Source organism: Gemmatimonas aurantiaca T-27 (genome assembly GCF_000010305.1).
In the GTDB taxonomy this organism is placed as follows: Bacteria; Gemmatimonadota; Gemmatimonadetes; order Gemmatimonadales; family Gemmatimonadaceae; genus Gemmatimonas; species Gemmatimonas aurantiaca.
The window spans coordinates 2,525,290-2,540,840 of the sequence record NC_012489.1 but is presented as its reverse complement, the minus strand read 5'-3'; the positions used below and the strand labels follow the sequence as shown (position 1 = coordinate 2,540,840).

At 63.8% G+C, this 15,551-nt stretch carries 14 protein-coding genes; 4 read left to right on the top strand and 10 right to left on the bottom strand.

The features are described from left to right. The first annotated feature begins 5 nt into the window (after positions 1–5). The gene (locus tag GAU_RS22620; RefSeq protein WP_012683657.1) at positions 6–1,652 is read left to right on the top strand and encodes a hypothetical protein; all 1,647 of its coding nucleotides are present in this window, start codon (positions 6–8) and stop codon (positions 1,650–1,652) included. A 200-nt stretch (positions 1,653–1,852) separates the two neighbouring features. Next, on the top strand, positions 1,853–3,055 hold the full coding sequence (locus GAU_RS11170; RefSeq protein ID WP_052574387.1) for a metallophosphoesterase: 1,203 nt from the start codon (positions 1,853–1,855) through the stop codon (positions 3,053–3,055). A gap of 80 nt (positions 3,056–3,135) precedes the next feature. On the opposite strand, the gene pckA is transcribed toward GAU_RS11170, so the two are convergent. Then, positions 3,136–4,755: a phosphoenolpyruvate carboxykinase (ATP) gene (pckA, locus tag GAU_RS11165; protein WP_012683655.1), complete on the bottom strand. Its 1,620-nt coding sequence runs from the start codon at positions 4,753–4,755 to the stop codon at positions 3,136–3,138. A gap of 240 nt (positions 4,756–4,995) precedes the next feature. Here pckA and GAU_RS11160 point away from each other — a divergent pair, with 240 nt between their 5' ends. Together GAU_RS11160 and GAU_RS11155 are read left to right on the top strand one after the other, a co-directional pair. After that, positions 4,996–5,358 carry a hypothetical protein gene (locus tag GAU_RS11160; RefSeq protein WP_012683654.1) on the top strand — a complete coding sequence of 121 codons (363 nt, stop codon included), beginning with the start codon at positions 4,996–4,998 and terminating at the stop codon, positions 5,356–5,358. Positions 5,359–5,448: 90 nt separating this feature from the next. Then, positions 5,449–7,794 carry a TonB-dependent receptor gene (locus tag GAU_RS11155; RefSeq protein WP_156798997.1) on the top strand — a complete coding sequence of 782 codons (2,346 nt, stop codon included), beginning with the start codon at positions 5,449–5,451 and terminating at the stop codon, positions 7,792–7,794. A 215-nt stretch (positions 7,795–8,009) separates the two neighbouring features. Here GAU_RS11155 and GAU_RS11150 read toward each other — a convergent pair whose 3' ends face one another. The 9 genes from GAU_RS11150 to GAU_RS11110 are packed head-to-tail and all read right to left on the bottom strand — an operon-like array spanning position 8,010 to position 15,539. Then, positions 8,010–8,951 (bottom strand): deoxyribonuclease IV, encoded by a 942-nt coding sequence (locus tag GAU_RS11150; protein WP_231847920.1) that lies wholly within the window; start codon positions 8,949–8,951, stop codon positions 8,010–8,012. Next, entirely contained in the window at positions 8,948–10,165 is a 1,218-nt protein-coding gene (locus GAU_RS20870; protein WP_012683651.1) for a murein hydrolase activator EnvC family protein, read from the bottom strand. The genes GAU_RS11150 and GAU_RS20870 overlap by 4 nt, the downstream gene beginning before the upstream one ends. Continuing rightward, positions 10,165–11,025 (bottom strand): cell division protein FtsX, encoded by an 861-nt coding sequence (locus GAU_RS11140; protein ID WP_012683650.1) that lies wholly within the window; start codon positions 11,023–11,025, stop codon positions 10,165–10,167. The genes GAU_RS20870 and GAU_RS11140 overlap by 1 nt, the downstream gene beginning before the upstream one ends. After that, positions 11,022–11,747, bottom strand: coding sequence for a cell division ATP-binding protein FtsE (gene ftsE / locus GAU_RS11135; protein WP_231847919.1), 726 nt, complete (start codon positions 11,745–11,747; stop codon positions 11,022–11,024). Before ftsE ends, GAU_RS11140 begins: the two co-directional genes overlap by 4 nt. Further along, positions 11,747–12,667 (bottom strand): PLP-dependent transferase, encoded by a 921-nt coding sequence (locus tag GAU_RS11130; RefSeq protein ID WP_012683648.1) that lies wholly within the window; start codon positions 12,665–12,667, stop codon positions 11,747–11,749. The genes ftsE and GAU_RS11130 overlap by 1 nt, the downstream gene beginning before the upstream one ends. Beyond that, positions 12,660–13,004: a hypothetical protein gene (locus GAU_RS11125; RefSeq protein ID WP_012683647.1), complete on the bottom strand. Its 345-nt coding sequence runs from the start codon at positions 13,002–13,004 to the stop codon at positions 12,660–12,662. The genes GAU_RS11130 and GAU_RS11125 overlap by 8 nt, the downstream gene beginning before the upstream one ends. Next, on the bottom strand, positions 13,001–13,561 hold the full coding sequence (locus GAU_RS11120; protein WP_012683646.1) for a hypothetical protein: 561 nt from the start codon (positions 13,559–13,561) through the stop codon (positions 13,001–13,003). The genes GAU_RS11125 and GAU_RS11120 overlap by 4 nt, the downstream gene beginning before the upstream one ends. Continuing rightward, positions 13,558–14,520 carry an ATP-binding protein gene (locus GAU_RS11115; RefSeq protein WP_012683645.1) on the bottom strand — a complete coding sequence of 321 codons (963 nt, stop codon included), beginning with the start codon at positions 14,518–14,520 and terminating at the stop codon, positions 13,558–13,560. The genes GAU_RS11120 and GAU_RS11115 overlap by 4 nt, the downstream gene beginning before the upstream one ends. Continuing rightward, the gene (locus GAU_RS11110) at positions 14,517–15,539 is read right to left on the bottom strand and encodes a hypothetical protein (RefSeq protein ID WP_012683644.1); all 1,023 of its coding nucleotides are present in this window, start codon (positions 15,537–15,539) and stop codon (positions 14,517–14,519) included. Before GAU_RS11110 ends, GAU_RS11115 begins: the two co-directional genes overlap by 4 nt. Between the last annotated feature and the right edge of the window lie 12 nt (positions 15,540–15,551).

Below are 15,551 nucleotides of genomic sequence, written 5' to 3'. Positions count from 1 at the left end.
CTCCTATGCAAACTCTCATGATCGATTCGCTGGTTGGACGCGCGGCGCGCTGGAGCAGTGTCGGTGTGCTGCTCGCGGCCCTCGTGCCGGCAGGCGTTGGCGCACAAGATGCCGCGGCACCTGCTGCGCCGGCGGTGAATGTGCCGGTGCGTGATGTGTCGGCGGTCGTGGCACGCACGGCGCAGCCACTCGGTGGCGCCACGTCGGTACGCGTGCTCTCGGATGGTTCCATCTTCGTCAACGACACGCAGCGTCGTCGCCTCATCAAGTTCGATGCGTCGCTCGCCAATCCCATCGTGGTGGCCGATACGGCACCGGGGGGACTGATGCCGTACGGGATGCGTCCGTTGGGACTCATGCCGTATCTCGGTGATTCCACGATCGTGGTGGACGCGTCGACGATGTCGCTGGTGGTCATCGATGGACGCGGTCGCACGCTGCGGGTCATGGCGTCTCCGCGCACGAACGACATCAATGCGCTGGCGAATGCCAACCTTGGTTCGCACGCCTTCGATGCGAAGGGTCGCTTGTACTACCGTCAGGGTGCTGCTGGTGGCCCGGGCGGCGCGATGTTTGGCAACGGCAATGACCGGGGTGGGAACAACAACAACCGCGGTCAGGGCGCACCGGGCGGTCAGGGCGGTGGCAACCGTGGTGGCGGCGGTGGCTTCGGCGGCCCGCCAGGCGGTGGTGGCGGCTTTGGTGGTGGTGGATTCGGCGGCGGATTTGGTGGCGGGCCCGGTGGTCCGGGAGGCCAAGGTGGCCAGGGCGGAGGTCCCGGCGCACGGGGATTCAATCCCGGCAATCAGCCTGATTCCGTGCCCATCGTGCGTGTCGACTTCGACACCCGCAAGGCCGACACGGTGGCGTTCGTGAAAGTGCCGAAGAACGAAACGCAGATGACGCGTGGTGAAGACGGCTCAACGCGTCTCACCATGAAGATCAATCCGCTGCCGCAGGGCGACGATTGGGCGTTGCTGGCCGATGGCACGGTGGCCGTGATGCGCGTGCTCGACTATCACGTGGACTACTATCGTCCGGATGGCACGCACTCGGCCTCCGACAAGCTGCCGTTCGACTGGAAGCATATCAGCGACGAAGAGAAGACCAAGATGGTCGACTCCCTCAGCACGATTGCCAAGGCGGCCTCAGAGCGTGCAGGCGGTGGCGCCGGTGGTGGCGGTGGCTTCCGTATGCAGTTCGAACCGATCGGTGCGGACAAGTTGCCGGACTACTTCCCGCCCATCCGTCAGGGATCGAGCATTGCCGACAACGCGGGCAACCTGTGGGTGGTGCCGTCTACATCCAACCTGTCCGCGCAGCTTGCCCAGTCGGTGATGGGTGGCCGTGGTGGCATGGGGCCTGGCATGGGACCGATGGGTCCTGGTGGACCTGGTGGTCCTCCGGGAGCGCCTGGTGCGCCGCGTGACAGTACGCGTCAGGGCCCGCCGGGTGGCATGATGGGGCTGATGCCCAACATGGCCAACCTGCCGCCGCTCGTGTACGACGTGATCAGCGCCGAAGGCAAGCTGACGCACCGTGTGAAGTTGCCCGGTGGACGCCAGATCGTGGGCTTCGGGCCCAATGGTGTCATCTTCCTGCAGGCGCGCGAAGGCCGCGAAGTGTTTCTCGAAACCGTGAAGCTGAACTGAAGATCGCGCGCTTCGCGCGGATGACGCTTGCACAATCGATGAACGGGAGGCTCGGGACGATGTCCTGAGCCTCCCGTTTGTTTTGCCTGTGCATTCACATGATGGTGGACGACGAAACTTCGCCGCCTACCGCTCGTACCGATCACGGTTGAGCATTTCTCTTCGGCCGCCTCGCGGCTCTTTCGACACTCAGCGAAACCATGGCCTCCGCCACCACCGGGCCCCGGCGTCGGTACGCATCCCTCGTGCTGACCAATCTCAAGCACTTCGGAGTCACGTTCAGCCTGCTGATGGCCGCACTTGTCACCTTCGGGGTGCTGATCGGCGCCGATGCGCACCTGTTTGAAAACAGGCTGGCCTATCAGTTGGAGGGAGAAACACATGTTTTTCTCCGGAACGACGAGCTCTTTGTCCACGTGATTCGTGGTGACAATGACAAGGGATTCCATGTCGACACCACAGCGATCGTTGCGGGAGGAGACTCGACGATCACGGTGGGCTTCCCAGCCGACAGTAGTGCGTTTGCCGTGAACCTCACGCGCGATATCGTGACGCCAGTTGCCACGTACAATGATGGGGAACCCATTGTGGCCATATCCGATATCGAAAGCGGACTGGGAGCATTCCGTCGGATTCTCGTGGCCCACAAGGTGGCGGACGCACAGTTCAACTGGACGTTCGGCAAGGGGCATCTGGTGCTGGTCGGTGATTTTGTCGATCGCGGTGCTTCGACCACACAGGTGCTGTGGGCGGCCTATCAGCTCGAACAGTCTGCCCGGAAATCTGGTGGCACGGTGCATTTCATCATTGGCAATCACGAGATCAAGAGTCTGCAGGCGAACTATCAGACGGCCAACGAAAAGTACTTTCACATCGCGGGCATTCTGGGGAAACGGCAGGACCAATTGTTCGATGACGAAGCGCTCCTGGGCCGTTGGCTGGCTTCGAAAAATGTACTGGAAGTGATCAATGGCGTGGCTTTCGTGCATGGCGGCCTGCATCCCGATATTCCGAAGCACGGGGTGTCGGTCGATGACATCAATCGCATTGTGCGGGCCGGCTACCGCACCCCCTACTACAGTCCGGCTTCAGTGTCCACCGAGTCCTTCTTGCGCTCGGGCACGACAGGGCCGGCGTGGTATCGGGGATACTTCAAGGCCGACCTGTCACAGCAGCAGGTCGAGCAGGCACTGGGGGCGGTGGGAGCGCAGGCGGTGGTCGTGGGGCACACCCTCCAGGGCAAAGTGAACGCGCGCTTCAACCGGAAGGTCTTTGCCATCGATGTGAAGCACCCCAAGGACTATCTCTGGAGTTTTCCTTTCAGGAGTAGCGAGGGCTTGCGAATCACCAATGGCCAGTATGTTCGCCTCCTGGAGAATGGCGGTACTCAGGTGCTGAACTAAAAAAAGCGGACACCGCAGAAGTCAGCTCTGCGGTGTCCGCTCTTGCATCAGGGATTGGCAATTCTTGCCAATCTGTGGAGTCAGCCCTGCGGGCCTGCCGACAAGATCACCGGCGAAACCGCTTCGCCGAACTTCTTGATGTTCTCGCGGAACATGCCGGCCAGCTTGGACGCCTGCGTGTCGTACGCGGCGCCATCAGCCCACGTGCGGCGCGGATCGAGCACTTCCGACGGAACGCCCTCCACCGACTGCGGGATGTGCAGGCCAAACACCGGATCGGTGCTGAACGAGCCGCCGGCCAGCGAGCCGTCGAGCGCCGCACGCACCATGGCGCGCGTGTGACCGAGCTTCATGCGCTTGCCCACACCGTACGCACCACCGCTCCAGCCGGTGTTCACCAGCCAGACCTGCGAGCCATGCTGCTTGAGCAGCTCGCCCAGCATCTCGGCGTACTTCGTGGGATGCCACACGAGGAACACGGCACCGAAGCAGGCTGAGAACGTAGCCTGCGGTTCGGTGACGCCACGCTCCGTGCCGGCCACCTTGGCGGTGTAACCCGACAGGAAGTAGTACATCGCCTGCTCGGGCGTGAGCTTGGCAATCGGCGGCAGCACGCCAAATGCGTCGGCCGTGAGGAACACCACGTTCTTCGGGTGTCCACCGCGACCGCTCGGCACATGGTTCTTGATGTAGTGCAACGGGTACGACGCGCGGGTGTTCTCGGTGATGCTCTGATTGGCGAAATCCACCGTGCGCGACGGCTGGTTCAGCACCACGTTCTCGAGGATCGTGCCGAACATCTGCGTGGTGGCGTAGATGTCGGGCTCCCCTTCGGCCGAGAGGTTGATGGCCTTTGCGTAGCAGCCGCCTTCGAAATTGAACGTGCCTTCCGGCGACCAGCCATGTTCGTCGTCGCCGATGAGGCCACGCTCGGGATCGGCGGAGAGCGTGGTCTTGCCCGTGCCCGAGAGACCGAAGAACAGCGCCGTGTCACCCGCGGGGCCAATGTTGGCCGAGCAGTGCATGGACAGCACGCCCTGCTTCGGCAGCAGGTAGTTCATCACCGTGAACATCGATTTCTTGAGCTCACCGGCATAGCGCGTGCCACCAATAAGGATGGTGCGCTCGGCGAGATTGAGCACGATGAAGGTGCCCGTGCGCGTGCCGTGGCGGGCAGGGTCGGCCTGGAACTCCGGAGCGTGATACACCGTGAAGTTCGGAGCAAACGACGCGAGCTCCTCGACCGCAGGACGAATGAACATGTTGCGCACAAACGCCGCATGCCACGCGTTGGGGAGGATGTAGCGCACGCTCAGACGGGTCGACGGATCGGCGCCGCAGTACAGGTCCTGCACGAACAATTCGTCCAGGCCATTCAGGTATTGCTTGACGTCGCTCTTCAGCGTGTTCCAATGCTCTGCCGTGATGGGCTGGTTGACCTTACCCCAATCCACATCGGCTTCACTGCCGGCTTCCTTCACGACGAACTTGTCGTTCGGTGAGCGGCCTGTGTGCGGCGACGTCACGGCGACATACGGGCCCATGTCGGCCAGCGTGCCTTCGTTGCGACGGATGGCCGCCTCGATGAGCTCCGGTGCGACGAAGTTCCAGTGCACGGTGCCTTTGGGCGTGATGCCCTGTGGCGCAAGGCCAGCGGCGCTCTCGCGAACGGGAGCGGACGGTGTAAGCTGCGTCGCCATGATGCGACCCTCACGGAAAGCGTACAGCGATACCGACGGCGCGCTGGAGGAGCGCGACGGGGCATCACAATTGAGTAGCCGACGAAAGGTAGGAAACGTGACGCGAGCGTCACGTGCTGATCTTCGGCTCACCTTCGGGACGAAGTGGAGCTGAAGTGCGAAACATGTCGAAGCAACAGGCTGTGCTCAAGCGGGTACCTCCCATTGCGTGCTCACTCCTGTTCGACAACGTTTGACGTGATGAACCAGACTCTCAGGGGCTTCGAACGCTTCCCGCGATTGCGGCGACTGCTGTTCGTGCTGGCCTGCCTGCAGGTGCTTGCACCGGCAACGGCGGCCATCGCGGACAGTTGGAGCATCGATCGACGTGTGGCGTACGCCCATATCGAGTCGGAGACTGGTTCAGGATGCGTGGTGGTGCACGCCCACGATTGTGTGCTGTGTGCCATTGCCACCACGCCCATGGCCCGGCCGGCTGCCCATCATGTGGGTGTGCCAGCGTCCAGGCAGGCATCCATTGCCACGTGCGCCCAGGTCGTCTCGCGACCGGCGTCCGTCACAGCGACCACCGCCAGTCGCGCACCTCCCGTACTGCAGAGCTGAGCTTTTCACTGCCAGGCGCACCGCCTGCCAGTGCTTCGACGTGCACACAGCGCATGTCGCTCACTCCGTACGTTTCAGGTGGAATTGATCATGGTTCGCTCGTTCTTCCGCATCACGGAAGCGCGCCGCGTGGCGCTGCTTCGTGTTGCCGTATTGGCGCTGGGGCTGGTCCTCGGTGCCCTGTCTTTGGCCGCTGCTCCCCTCGCGGCGCAAAGCGCATCGGTGCTGGGGGTCGTCAAGGACTCTGCCGGTGCCCCGCTGGCCAACGTGCAGGTGGTCGCGAGCGGTAGCAATCGCTCGGCACTCACCGACGAACGCGGCGAGTTTGCGCTGCGCGGGCTGCCCTCGGGCACCTATCATCTCGATCTCGTGCGCATCGGCTATGCCAGCGCTCACCAAGTGGTCACGGTCGCGTCCAGCGGCAGCGATGTGCGGGTTTCCATCGTGATGCACGTAGCCACGGTCCGCCTCAGCTCCGTCAATGTGACGGCGACGCCCACCGGCAGCGATCCGCTCGATGTCACCCAGGCCACGGTGCAATTGGGAGGCAAAGAACTGCAGCGCGCCCTCAGCACATCCATCGGTCAGACCTTGTCGAAAGAGCCGGGCATGGCGGCGCGCTTCAATGGTCCCATGGCGTCCACGCCCGTGATTCGCGGTCTCACGGGTGAACGGGTGCTCGTATTGCAGGATGGCGAGCGCACGGGTGACTTGTCGTCCGCCGCGGCCGATCACATGAATGCGGTCGACCCCAGTAGCGCCGAACGCATCGAGGTCATTCGCGGCCCGGCCTCCCTGTTGTACGGCAACAACGCCCTGGGCGGAGTGGTGAACGTCATTTCCAATGACATCCCGACCAGCATCCCCACCAAGGCCTCCGGTTACCTGCTGGGCCAGGGTGAATCCGCCACACCCGGTGGCGTGGGTGGTGTGGGGCTGACGCTCCCCCTCGGGTCGCAGTTTGCGCTCACGGCACGTGGTGGACTGCGCGACTTCACCGATACCCGCGTTGGCGGCGGTGCCAAGCAGCTCAATACCAGCGGCAGCACGCAGAACTTCACGGTGGGTGGTGGTTATGTCGGCACGAAGCTCTCATTGGGCGGCGTGTATCGGCAGATGAATTTCGAGTACGGCCTGCCGTACGATGCCGGCGATGACCACGACCATGATCACGATGGTGAAGAAGACCATGAAGAGGGGCATGGTCACGGCAGGGTGCGCATCGATGGCCTGCGTCGCGTGGGATCCCTGCAGGGGACGCTCAACACCGGCGTGACGGCGCTGCCGACGATCAAGGTCGACCAGACCGTGCAGTCCTATCGTCACTCGGAAATCGAAGAGAGTGGTGAGGTGGGCACACGTTTCAACCTGAGCACGCAGACCACCAACATCACCGCGCGCACCCGCTTCGGCCGTGCGGCGGGTGCCCTCGGCGTGCAGGGCATCTTCCGGCAGTACGCGCCGGTGGGTGAAGAAGCGTTCACGCCGGCGGCGGACAATCGTAATCTCGCGGCGTTCGTGTTCCAGGAGTTTCCGATCACCCGCAACCCCGATGCCGATCATGCGCCGCGGTTGCAGTTGGGTGCGCGCTACGATCGCTTCACCATCGAAACCAACCCGGGGGCCGAGGCAGAGCGGTTCGGTGCACCGCGCACACGGAACTTCGACAACATGGCCGGATCGATCGGTCTGAGCGTACCTGTGGCCGAGGGGGTGTCGCTGTCGGCCAATGCGTCACGTGGTTTCCGTGCCCCGGCGGTGGAAGAGCTCTATGCCGATGGTTTCCATGCTGCGGTGGGTACCTACGATGTAGGCAATCCCGATCTCAAGGCGGAGCAGAGCACTGGCCTCGAAGCAGGCCTGCGTGCGCAGTCGTCGCGTGTGTTCGCGCAGTTCAATGGCTACTACAATCGCATCGATGGCTACATCACGCCGGTTGCCTTGGCCACGCCAGTGGTGGTGGATGGTGAGGCCGTGCCGTCGGTGACGTTCGCGGGGCGGGATGCCGTGCTGGCTGGTGTGGAAGGGCAGGTGGAATCGAAGCTGGTGCATCATTTTGTGGGCGGCCTGATGGGTGACTATACCCGGGCGTCCATCCGTGGCAGCGATGATGTGTTGCCCTACATCCCGGCCGGCCGCCTCGGTGCTTCGTTGCGCTACGACAATGGTCGTGTCTCGCTGGGTGGCGATGTGCGCCGCGTGTTTGCGCAGGACCGTGTGACCGGTGACGAACTCGATGTGGCCACCGACGCCTACACGTTGCTCGATCTGAACGCGAGCTGGCTGTTCACACTGGCCGGTCGGCAGGTGCACTCGGTCACGCTGCGTTTGGACAACGCGCTCGACGAGCAGTATCGCGATGCCACCAGCCGCATCAAGCGGTTCGCCTACAATCCGGGGCGCAACATCGCGTTGGTGTACAAGGTGTTGTACTGATAGTTGGGGAGCCGCGGGTGGCCTGGAGGGGCCGCCTGCGGCGGCGATACCTGCAGGATCGAACACAATTTAAGAAGCAGGATTGATCTCCGTTGTGCGCAGCAAATGCGCCGTCTACCGAGATCAATCCTGCCTTTATTCGTTGGCCAATCCTGCAGGTACCGCGCCCCGAAGGGGCGCCCCCAAATGTCTCCACCCACACCAAAGCTGGCCGACTACAACCCCGCCGCGTACGAGCGCAGACGATGCAGCATGCGCGCATCCGTCTCGGCAGGACTGTCGCCTTTGGGGGTCTCAAGCACTTTGGGAACATGCGTCAGGCGCTCGTCGGTCATGATGCGACGGAACACGTCCGCACCAATGCTGCCTTCACCGATCAGATCGTGTCGGTCGAGGTGCGACGCCAGGCGCGCTTTGGAGTCATTGAGGTGAAGACAACCCAGCGATGCAAAGCCCAGCGTGTCGGCATAGCGAGTCCACATGTCGTCGTAAGCATTGATCAGGTCATAACCCGCCGCCCATACGTGCGCGGTGTCGAGACACACACCCATACGCCCCCGCAAGGCAGATGGGATCCGTGACAACAGGTCGGCCATTTCTTCGAAGGTGGAGCCGAGCACCGTTCCCTGACCAGCCGTGAGCTCCATGAGCAGGCGGGTCGGGCCCGGCTCCGCCTCCAGCGCTTCGATAATCCCGTCGGCGTTGCGGGCGATGCCGCTTGGCCGGTCGTCGATGAAGTTGCCAGGGTGCGATACCAGTGCATCGAGGCCCAGCGCATGACAGCGGCGCAGCTCGGCCCGAAAACTCAACACCGAACGCTCGCGCAACTCGGGCATGGGCGAGGCCAGATTGATCAGGTAGGAGTCGTGTGCGCAACACCATCGTACAGAGGTCGCGCTGAGCGCCTCACGGAAGCGGGTCGCCTCAACAGCGTCCACCTCACGCTCGGCCCAGCGATTGGCCTGCTTGGTGAAGATCTGCATGGCCGTCGCGCTCACTTCACGGGCGCGTGGCGCGGCTTCCCACGAACCACCAGCCACCGACATGTGCGCACCGAGTGGACCGCGATCCTGACTCGCATCGCCCGCGTCGAGCACGATGGGGGCATCCAACAGCGGTGCTTTGCCTGCCGGGGCCCGCTTGGCAGCCGGGCTCACCGTTGCCCGCGCAGCCACTCGAGCGGATCGACGGCGCGACCCTTGGGCCGAATCTCGAAATGCAGGTGGGGCGGCAGCTCCGGATCGGTATCGCCAACCGTGCCGAGTACCTGACCTTTGGTGACCTGCTGTCCCTTACGAACATCGATGCGCTGCAGCGAGCCGTACACGGAGTAGTCACCACCACCGTGCTGCACGATCACGGTGGGTCCGTATGTGCCGACGTTATCGGCCAACACCACTTCGCCTGCCGAAATGGATTTCACGGCGGAGCCCGTGTTGGCACCAATACCGATGCCATTCCAGCGCGTCGTGGTGTTGTTGGCGTTCACCACACGTCCGAATCGATACAGGATAGTCCCGTCCACCGGCCAATCCAGCTTGCCGAGATCCGACGTGCGAATGGACGAAGGGGCCGACGGGCGGGCGTTTGGCGCCATCTCGGCGCGCCGTCTCGCCGTCTCGAGTGCCGCGATGGCGCCGGCGATACGCGACTCATCGCGCGCCAGTTGTTGCAGACGTGCGCGGGTCTGCGCGGTGGACTTCTGCACCGCCACCAGATTGCGCTGTCGGCGATTCTCGAGGTCGGAGAGACGGCGCGCTTCCCGCGTCTTCTCCTGACGATTGCGCTCCACATCATCCTGCAGCCGCACCAGCAGCATGCGCTGATTGATGATCTGGTCGCGCAGTCCTTCCACACGCCGCACGAGATTCCGGTCCCGCAAGGCAAGCTCGTGCAGATACTTGTAGCGCGCCACCAGACTCGCGAAGGAGTGCGCCGACAGCATCGCCTCCACGTCGTACAGGCTGCCGCGTTTGTAAATCTCCACCATGCGACGCTGGAGCGCCGAGCGCTTGTCGCCGAGCTCTCTTTCGGCCTTCACGAGTCCGGAGCCGGCCTTCGTGACTTCCTCATTGATGGTGCCGAGCTGACGATCCAGTGCCTCCACGAGCCGACGTGTGGTCTGACGCTGGGCTTCCAGGTTGTTCACTTCTTCGGTGAGTGTGCGCGCGGAACGCTGCAGCTCGTTCATGCGGGCTTCGAGGTCACCGCGTTCACGGCGCAGCTTGTCCAGTTCCGTCTGCTGCAGACGCAGGCGTTGTTCGGCGCTCTGAGGCGGTTGGGTGCTGCCAGCGGCCTGCGCGTTGACGGCCGTGAGTGGCACGAGCAACGCGAAGGCACCGGCAGCGAGTGCAGGCGCCAACGATCGCATCAGGACTCGCGCCACACCTGGCTCAGGTGTCGGCCGACCGAAAGCCAACTCCCCACCAGGCCCAGCATGCCACCGGCGAAGATGCCCAGCATCACCTGCTCACCGGTGAAGAAGGTGGTTGCCATCAGGTTGCGCGACACGAGTGTCGCAGTGCCCCAGGCCAGCACAACGGCCAGGCCACCACCCAGCAATCCCTTGATCGCACCATCGAGCAGATACGGCATCCGCACGAACCAGTTCGTGGCGCCCACCAATCGCATGATCTCGATTTCCCGAGCCCGGGCGAGGATGGCCATACGAATGGTCGACCCGATGATGATCACGGAGACGAGCGCGAATACCGCACCGAGGACGGTGCTCGCCAGTCCGGCGATATTGCGGATGCGGTAGAGTTTCTCCACCCATTCCCGGCCATACCGGACTTCATCGACCACCGGATAGGTCTCGAGTTTGTGCGCGAGCTGCTGCACCCGATCGGGATCCCGGAAGCCATCCTTGAGGCGCAACTCCACGGACCCTGGAAGGAACGTGCCCTCCATGACGTCACGGAATTCGTCGAGCTCTGCGCGGGCGCGTTGCAGCGCCGAGTCGGGCGAGACGTACCCCACGTCGGCGACTTCAGGAAAGTTGACGACGGCGCGGATGAGTTCTTCCACCTGCGCGTCGCGTGTGCCTTCCACGAGAAACGCGCGGATCTCCACCCGATCCTCGATGCCCCGCAGTGCGGACCGGATGTTGATGGCTACCAGACCAAAGAGTCCGAAGGCAAACAGCGAGAACGCGATGGTGACGACGCCGAGCATCGCCAGCAACGGGGCGCGGCGAAGGGCCAACAGCACCTCCCGGAAGGCGAGCCTCATCGACGCCCCCGCATGTCCGCCAGCAAACGAGCCGTGTCGGTGCCATCGAAACGCAACTCGCCCTGATCCAGTTGAAGGAAGCGCAGATTGGAACGCTGAATCATGCCCACATTGTGGGTCGCCATCAGTACCGCCGTGCCGCGTGCATTGATCTCCCGAAGCAGCACGAAGATGGCATGGGTGGCACGGTCGTCGAGATTGCCCGTGGGCTCATCCGCGAGCAGCAGGAACGGATCGTTGGCCAGCGCACGGGCGATGGCAACACGCTGCTGTTCACCGCCCGAGAGTTCATGCGGATACGCCGTGGCGCGCGATGTCAGCCCGACCTGCGTGAGCAGGCGTGCCACCTTCGGAGCAATCTGCGCATGTGGTGTTCCCGTCACTTCGAGCGCAAAGGCCACATTCTGCTCGGCAGTGCGATCGGGGAGCAGACGGAAATCCTGAAAGACGATGCCCAGCCGCCGCCGCAAATGCGGAATCTCTCGTGTGGTGATCGACGAGCTGGAATATCCCGAGACCCGCACCTCACCCAGTGAGGGCCGCTCGGCCATGGAGAGCAGCTTGAGCAGGGTGCTCTTGCCGGCGCCACTGTGACCCACCAGAAAGACGAACTCGCCCTTGCGCAGCTCGAACGATACGTCGCGCAGGGCGGTGCCTGATCGTGCATAGTCCTTGGACACGTTCATGACACGCACGATGTCCGACGTCGATGATTCAGCCACTAGGCCAATGCCTCGGCGAGACGTTCTGTAAGCAGGGCCGGCGACTCGAGTCCGATATGCAATCGGATGGCCGAAGCCTCCTCCGCTCGCACCGCATAAGTGGCATGGGTACCCCGCCACGCGGAGGTCGGGGTGGCTTCACGCCCGATCAGCACATCCAGACAGCGGGTCGCGCGCGCGACCGAATCGAGCGTCAACACCATCGTGGTGCTGCCAGCCTGGTGCCCGTCGGGATCGGCACCAGCCGGTACATCCACACGGGACACCGCAGCCTGCGTTGTCGCCCAGCCGGCCACGGTCGATGTCGTGGCGCTCTGTCGAAGGACGCGCACTTCGAGGGTGTCGAGTTCCCGATCGAGCTGGGCCAGCGCGGCCGGATGCGGCACGGCGCCCCAGGTCAGCATCTTCGCGCGCACTTCTTCGATCACCCCCTCGGACCCGCACACCACACCCACCGCGTTGCCACCGGCGCCATCGAGCAGAAAGGCGGCGTCATGAATGACGACATCCGCGCCATGTTCGAGGGGCCGGAACAACACCGGCGAGGCCGCCGTGCTGTCGACGAGCAGGGCAATGCCCAACTCGCGCGCCAGCATGCGAGGCGGCTTGCAATCCACCGGCTGCGCGTCCTCCATGGAAGGCGTCTCCATGAGGAGCACCCGTGTGGTGCGCTCGAGTCCACGCCGCCACCCTCGGGTGTCGCGCGGGTCGATGAACGAGAGCGCCACGCCCAGGGCAGGAAGTTCCTGCTGCAGCAACAATCGGGTGCTCTGTCGGATGCGGCTACTGGCGAGCAGGTGATCGCCGGGGCGCAACAACGCGAGGATGGAACAGGTCGTCGCCGCCATGCCGCTCGCCAGAACCAGGGCAGCTTCGGCACCCTCGAGGTCGGCGAGACGACGCGACAGGGTGTCAGGCACGGGACCGGGGCCGGGAATCGGTATCGATGCGCACGACCCTGATGATCTCCGACAGCGCGGCGCCCGCGACATCGCGCAGCACGACGCCTCCGCGTGGGAGCGATTCGTCGAGCTCGAGCACCGCGAGTTCGGAGCGACGCTCTGAAACGACGCGTACCAGCTCTCCTTCACTCACCAGGCGCACCAGCGCATCGTCGGGACGCATGCGCACCAACGGGCCGCGCACCGGGTCGCGCAATTTGGTGGCGATATACCCGACCACCTGCAGCGGCGGCGCAAAGCCGCTGAACATCCCCAGCTTTCTGGAGCCGATCGGTCCGTCCTTCGGGTCCGTCATGGCGTCCCTCGCACCGTGCCCGGCACGGCATAGCAGTCATCTTCCCGAATCATCAACAAACGGCGACGGACCAGCAAGTCGAGTTGCTGGCGTGCCGCCGGCGCAGCCACGTGCAGCATGCGCGCGACGTCTTCGGCTGTCAGCGGGCCATGGTCACATACCACATCCCAGTGCGCGCGTTCCACCTCTTCCACATGCCCGAAGAGTTCAGCCTCGCCTTCGTGCCACGAGACCAACGCCAGTGCGTGCCGCTCGAGCACGGTCTCGATGGGATCGATGTGGCCGTCATGGATGCCACGGAACGTCAGATAGCCCGGCTGACCATCATCGCTCGTGTACCGCAGCAACAGCTTCGCGACAATCTCGTCGGCGCACGAAAAATCCAGCAGGTTGACCTGCGAGAAATCGATGGTGGTGACTTCTGGACGCGGCGACTCGCTGACCTGCTGTTCGATGGCCGTACGGACGGCGGCACCGGTAGGGCGGGTGACGAGATTCGAGTACAGGTCACACACGGTGCCACGCAGCACGGTGCCCACGTCGATGTGCATGCTCATCGGCCGCTCCGGCCGCGGGCACGCGGGGCTGCCGTTGACCGGCCTGCCAGTCCGCGGGCAGCATCAGCGGCATCCGCCAACCGTTCCGGCACAATCACCTGCATCTGCGAACCCGGGAAGTAGGGCAGCGATTCGGTGAGAGGCACATCCTCGTCCCAATCCGGCGTGATGGCAATGCGCGCCGAACCACTGCGCACGGTGAGCTTGCCGTTCCACCGGCTGATGAAGCGACGGATGCCGGCAATGCCTTGTCCGCGCCCGTTGTCACGGAAACGATGCCGACTCACGGCACGCAGCACCGCATCTTCGAGTGCCATTGCATCATCCCAGCGATCGCTGCGGCGATGGGTCGGTGAACTTTCCAACGACTTGCGAAAGCCAATGCCAGCATCACACACCGCGATCACGACCACGCGACGGCCCAATCGACGGGCGTACTTGTAGGTCTGCACCGCGACCCATCCACCCAACTCGGCGTGCTCCACGATATTCTGGCAGGCCTCGCTCAGCGTGAGGCCAAATGCGCCCGTTGCCGCAGTCTCGAGATTGAGCTGGCCGTGCAGGATGTCCGCCGCCTTCTGATGAATGCGTCCCACCACACCGTGCACATCTTCCGTTTGTGTGATCGGCGTGATCTCGAGCAACACATCACTCTCATGGGCTTCGCGCTCGCGCGGCACCGCACCATGCAGATCGTACAACTCGGCCGCATAGCGGAAAAATCCGGTGCGTGACCAGTACGACAGCGTGTCGGCGGCTTCCGGCACGGCGAAGCTCATGCGCTCTCCGCGTGACTGGGCAACACAGAGCAGCGCCGTCAGGCCATACGGAGATGCCCAACGCGCATGACGCGCGTCCACCAGGATCTTCTCACCCTCAGGCACTGGCGCCAGCTGTTCGACGACCTGCTCGAAACTCTGTTCGTCGAGTGAATGCGGCACACTGATGACGGTGGTCACGTGGTGCTGAGTTCTCCGCGAAGATGATTCGCGAGCCCCGAGGCTCCGCGATGTTCGACGTTGCGCGCCGCCGCTCGATGGGCGGCAGCCATCGCCTCAGTGAACATATCACCGGCAAGCAGCCGTGAGAAATGGGTTGCGCCCCAGACATCACCACACCCGGTCGGATCGCCCGGTCCGTCCACGCGGGCGATTTCCGCTGGAACCAGCGCGGTGCGCACCGCACCAAAGGCGCCCGCGCCGCCCCGTGGTGATGTGGAGAGCGCAACGTTGTGACCTCTGCGAGTGGGGAGGTCGGGCAGACGTTCAAATCCCGGCGCCACAAAATACGCGGCCCCCCGTTTGCCCAGTGTCACGCACAGCAGTGACACCCCGGCCGCCAGTGCGGTCGCGGCCAATGCCATCGAGTCGGGCGCCATCAGCGCCATCTCATCTTCGTTGACCTGCAGCACATCGAAACAGGCACACCAGCCAGCCACATTGGGCAGCGGACGCGGCACCCGAAGCCCATCGGCCTGCACGGCCATCACCAGCATGTGCAGGTCACAGTAGATCGGGCCGCGAAAGTGCGCGCGAATGAGCTGCATGGTCTCGAGATCGAGTTCCCAGCCACTCAGCAGATTGATGTACAACGCGTCCACCTGCGCACTCTCCAGCACGGGCTTGAGCCCGAGCCAGTTCCATCCCGGCACACCGCCCGTGAGGTGTTCACTGCGGCGTTCATCGTCGAGATACCGCAACTCCACGCGATTGTTGGCATACGGCACGCCGATCAGCTCGATGTCGGGAGCCATGCGGCGGAGCGAACGACAGAACACACGGGCGCGATCGACGAGATCATTGCCGACCTTTGCGATGGGCACGATCTCCCAGTCCTCCGGGAGCGCGGCATCGAGCGCGGAAAGGGAATAGGTGATGCCACCCCATTCTTCGATCGGCACACTGCGGCCATCGCGGCCGTGGAGCACGTCCCACACGAACGAGCCGATCACGCCGAGGCGCTGCTTGCGACCACTCATGGAAATCCCGGT

Coding starts and splice junctions, on each gene's coding strand:
- GAU_RS11155 (WP_156798997.1), top strand. CDS start 5,449: ATGGTTCGCTCGTTCTTCCGCATCACGGAAGCGCGCCGCGTGGCGCTG.
- GAU_RS11170 (WP_052574387.1), top strand. CDS start 1,853: ATGGCCTCCGCCACCACCGGGCCCCGGCGTCGGTACGCATCCCTCGTG.
- GAU_RS11110 (WP_012683644.1), bottom strand. CDS start 15,539: ATGAGTGGTCGCAAGCAGCGCCTCGGCGTGATCGGCTCGTTCGTGTGG.
- pckA (WP_012683655.1), bottom strand. CDS start 4,755: ATGGCGACGCAGCTTACACCGTCCGCTCCCGTTCGCGAGAGCGCCGCT.
- GAU_RS11120 (WP_012683646.1), bottom strand. CDS start 13,561: ATGAGCATGCACATCGACGTGGGCACCGTGCTGCGTGGCACCGTGTGT.
- GAU_RS11125 (WP_012683647.1), bottom strand. CDS start 13,004: ATGACGGACCCGAAGGACGGACCGATCGGCTCCAGAAAGCTGGGGATG.
- GAU_RS20870 (WP_012683651.1), bottom strand. CDS start 10,165: ATGCGATCGTTGGCGCCTGCACTCGCTGCCGGTGCCTTCGCGTTGCTC.
- GAU_RS22620 (WP_012683657.1), top strand. CDS start 6: ATGCAAACTCTCATGATCGATTCGCTGGTTGGACGCGCGGCGCGCTGG.
- GAU_RS11140 (WP_012683650.1), bottom strand. CDS start 11,025: ATGAGGCTCGCCTTCCGGGAGGTGCTGTTGGCCCTTCGCCGCGCCCCG.
- GAU_RS11160 (WP_012683654.1), top strand. CDS start 4,996: ATGAACCAGACTCTCAGGGGCTTCGAACGCTTCCCGCGATTGCGGCGA.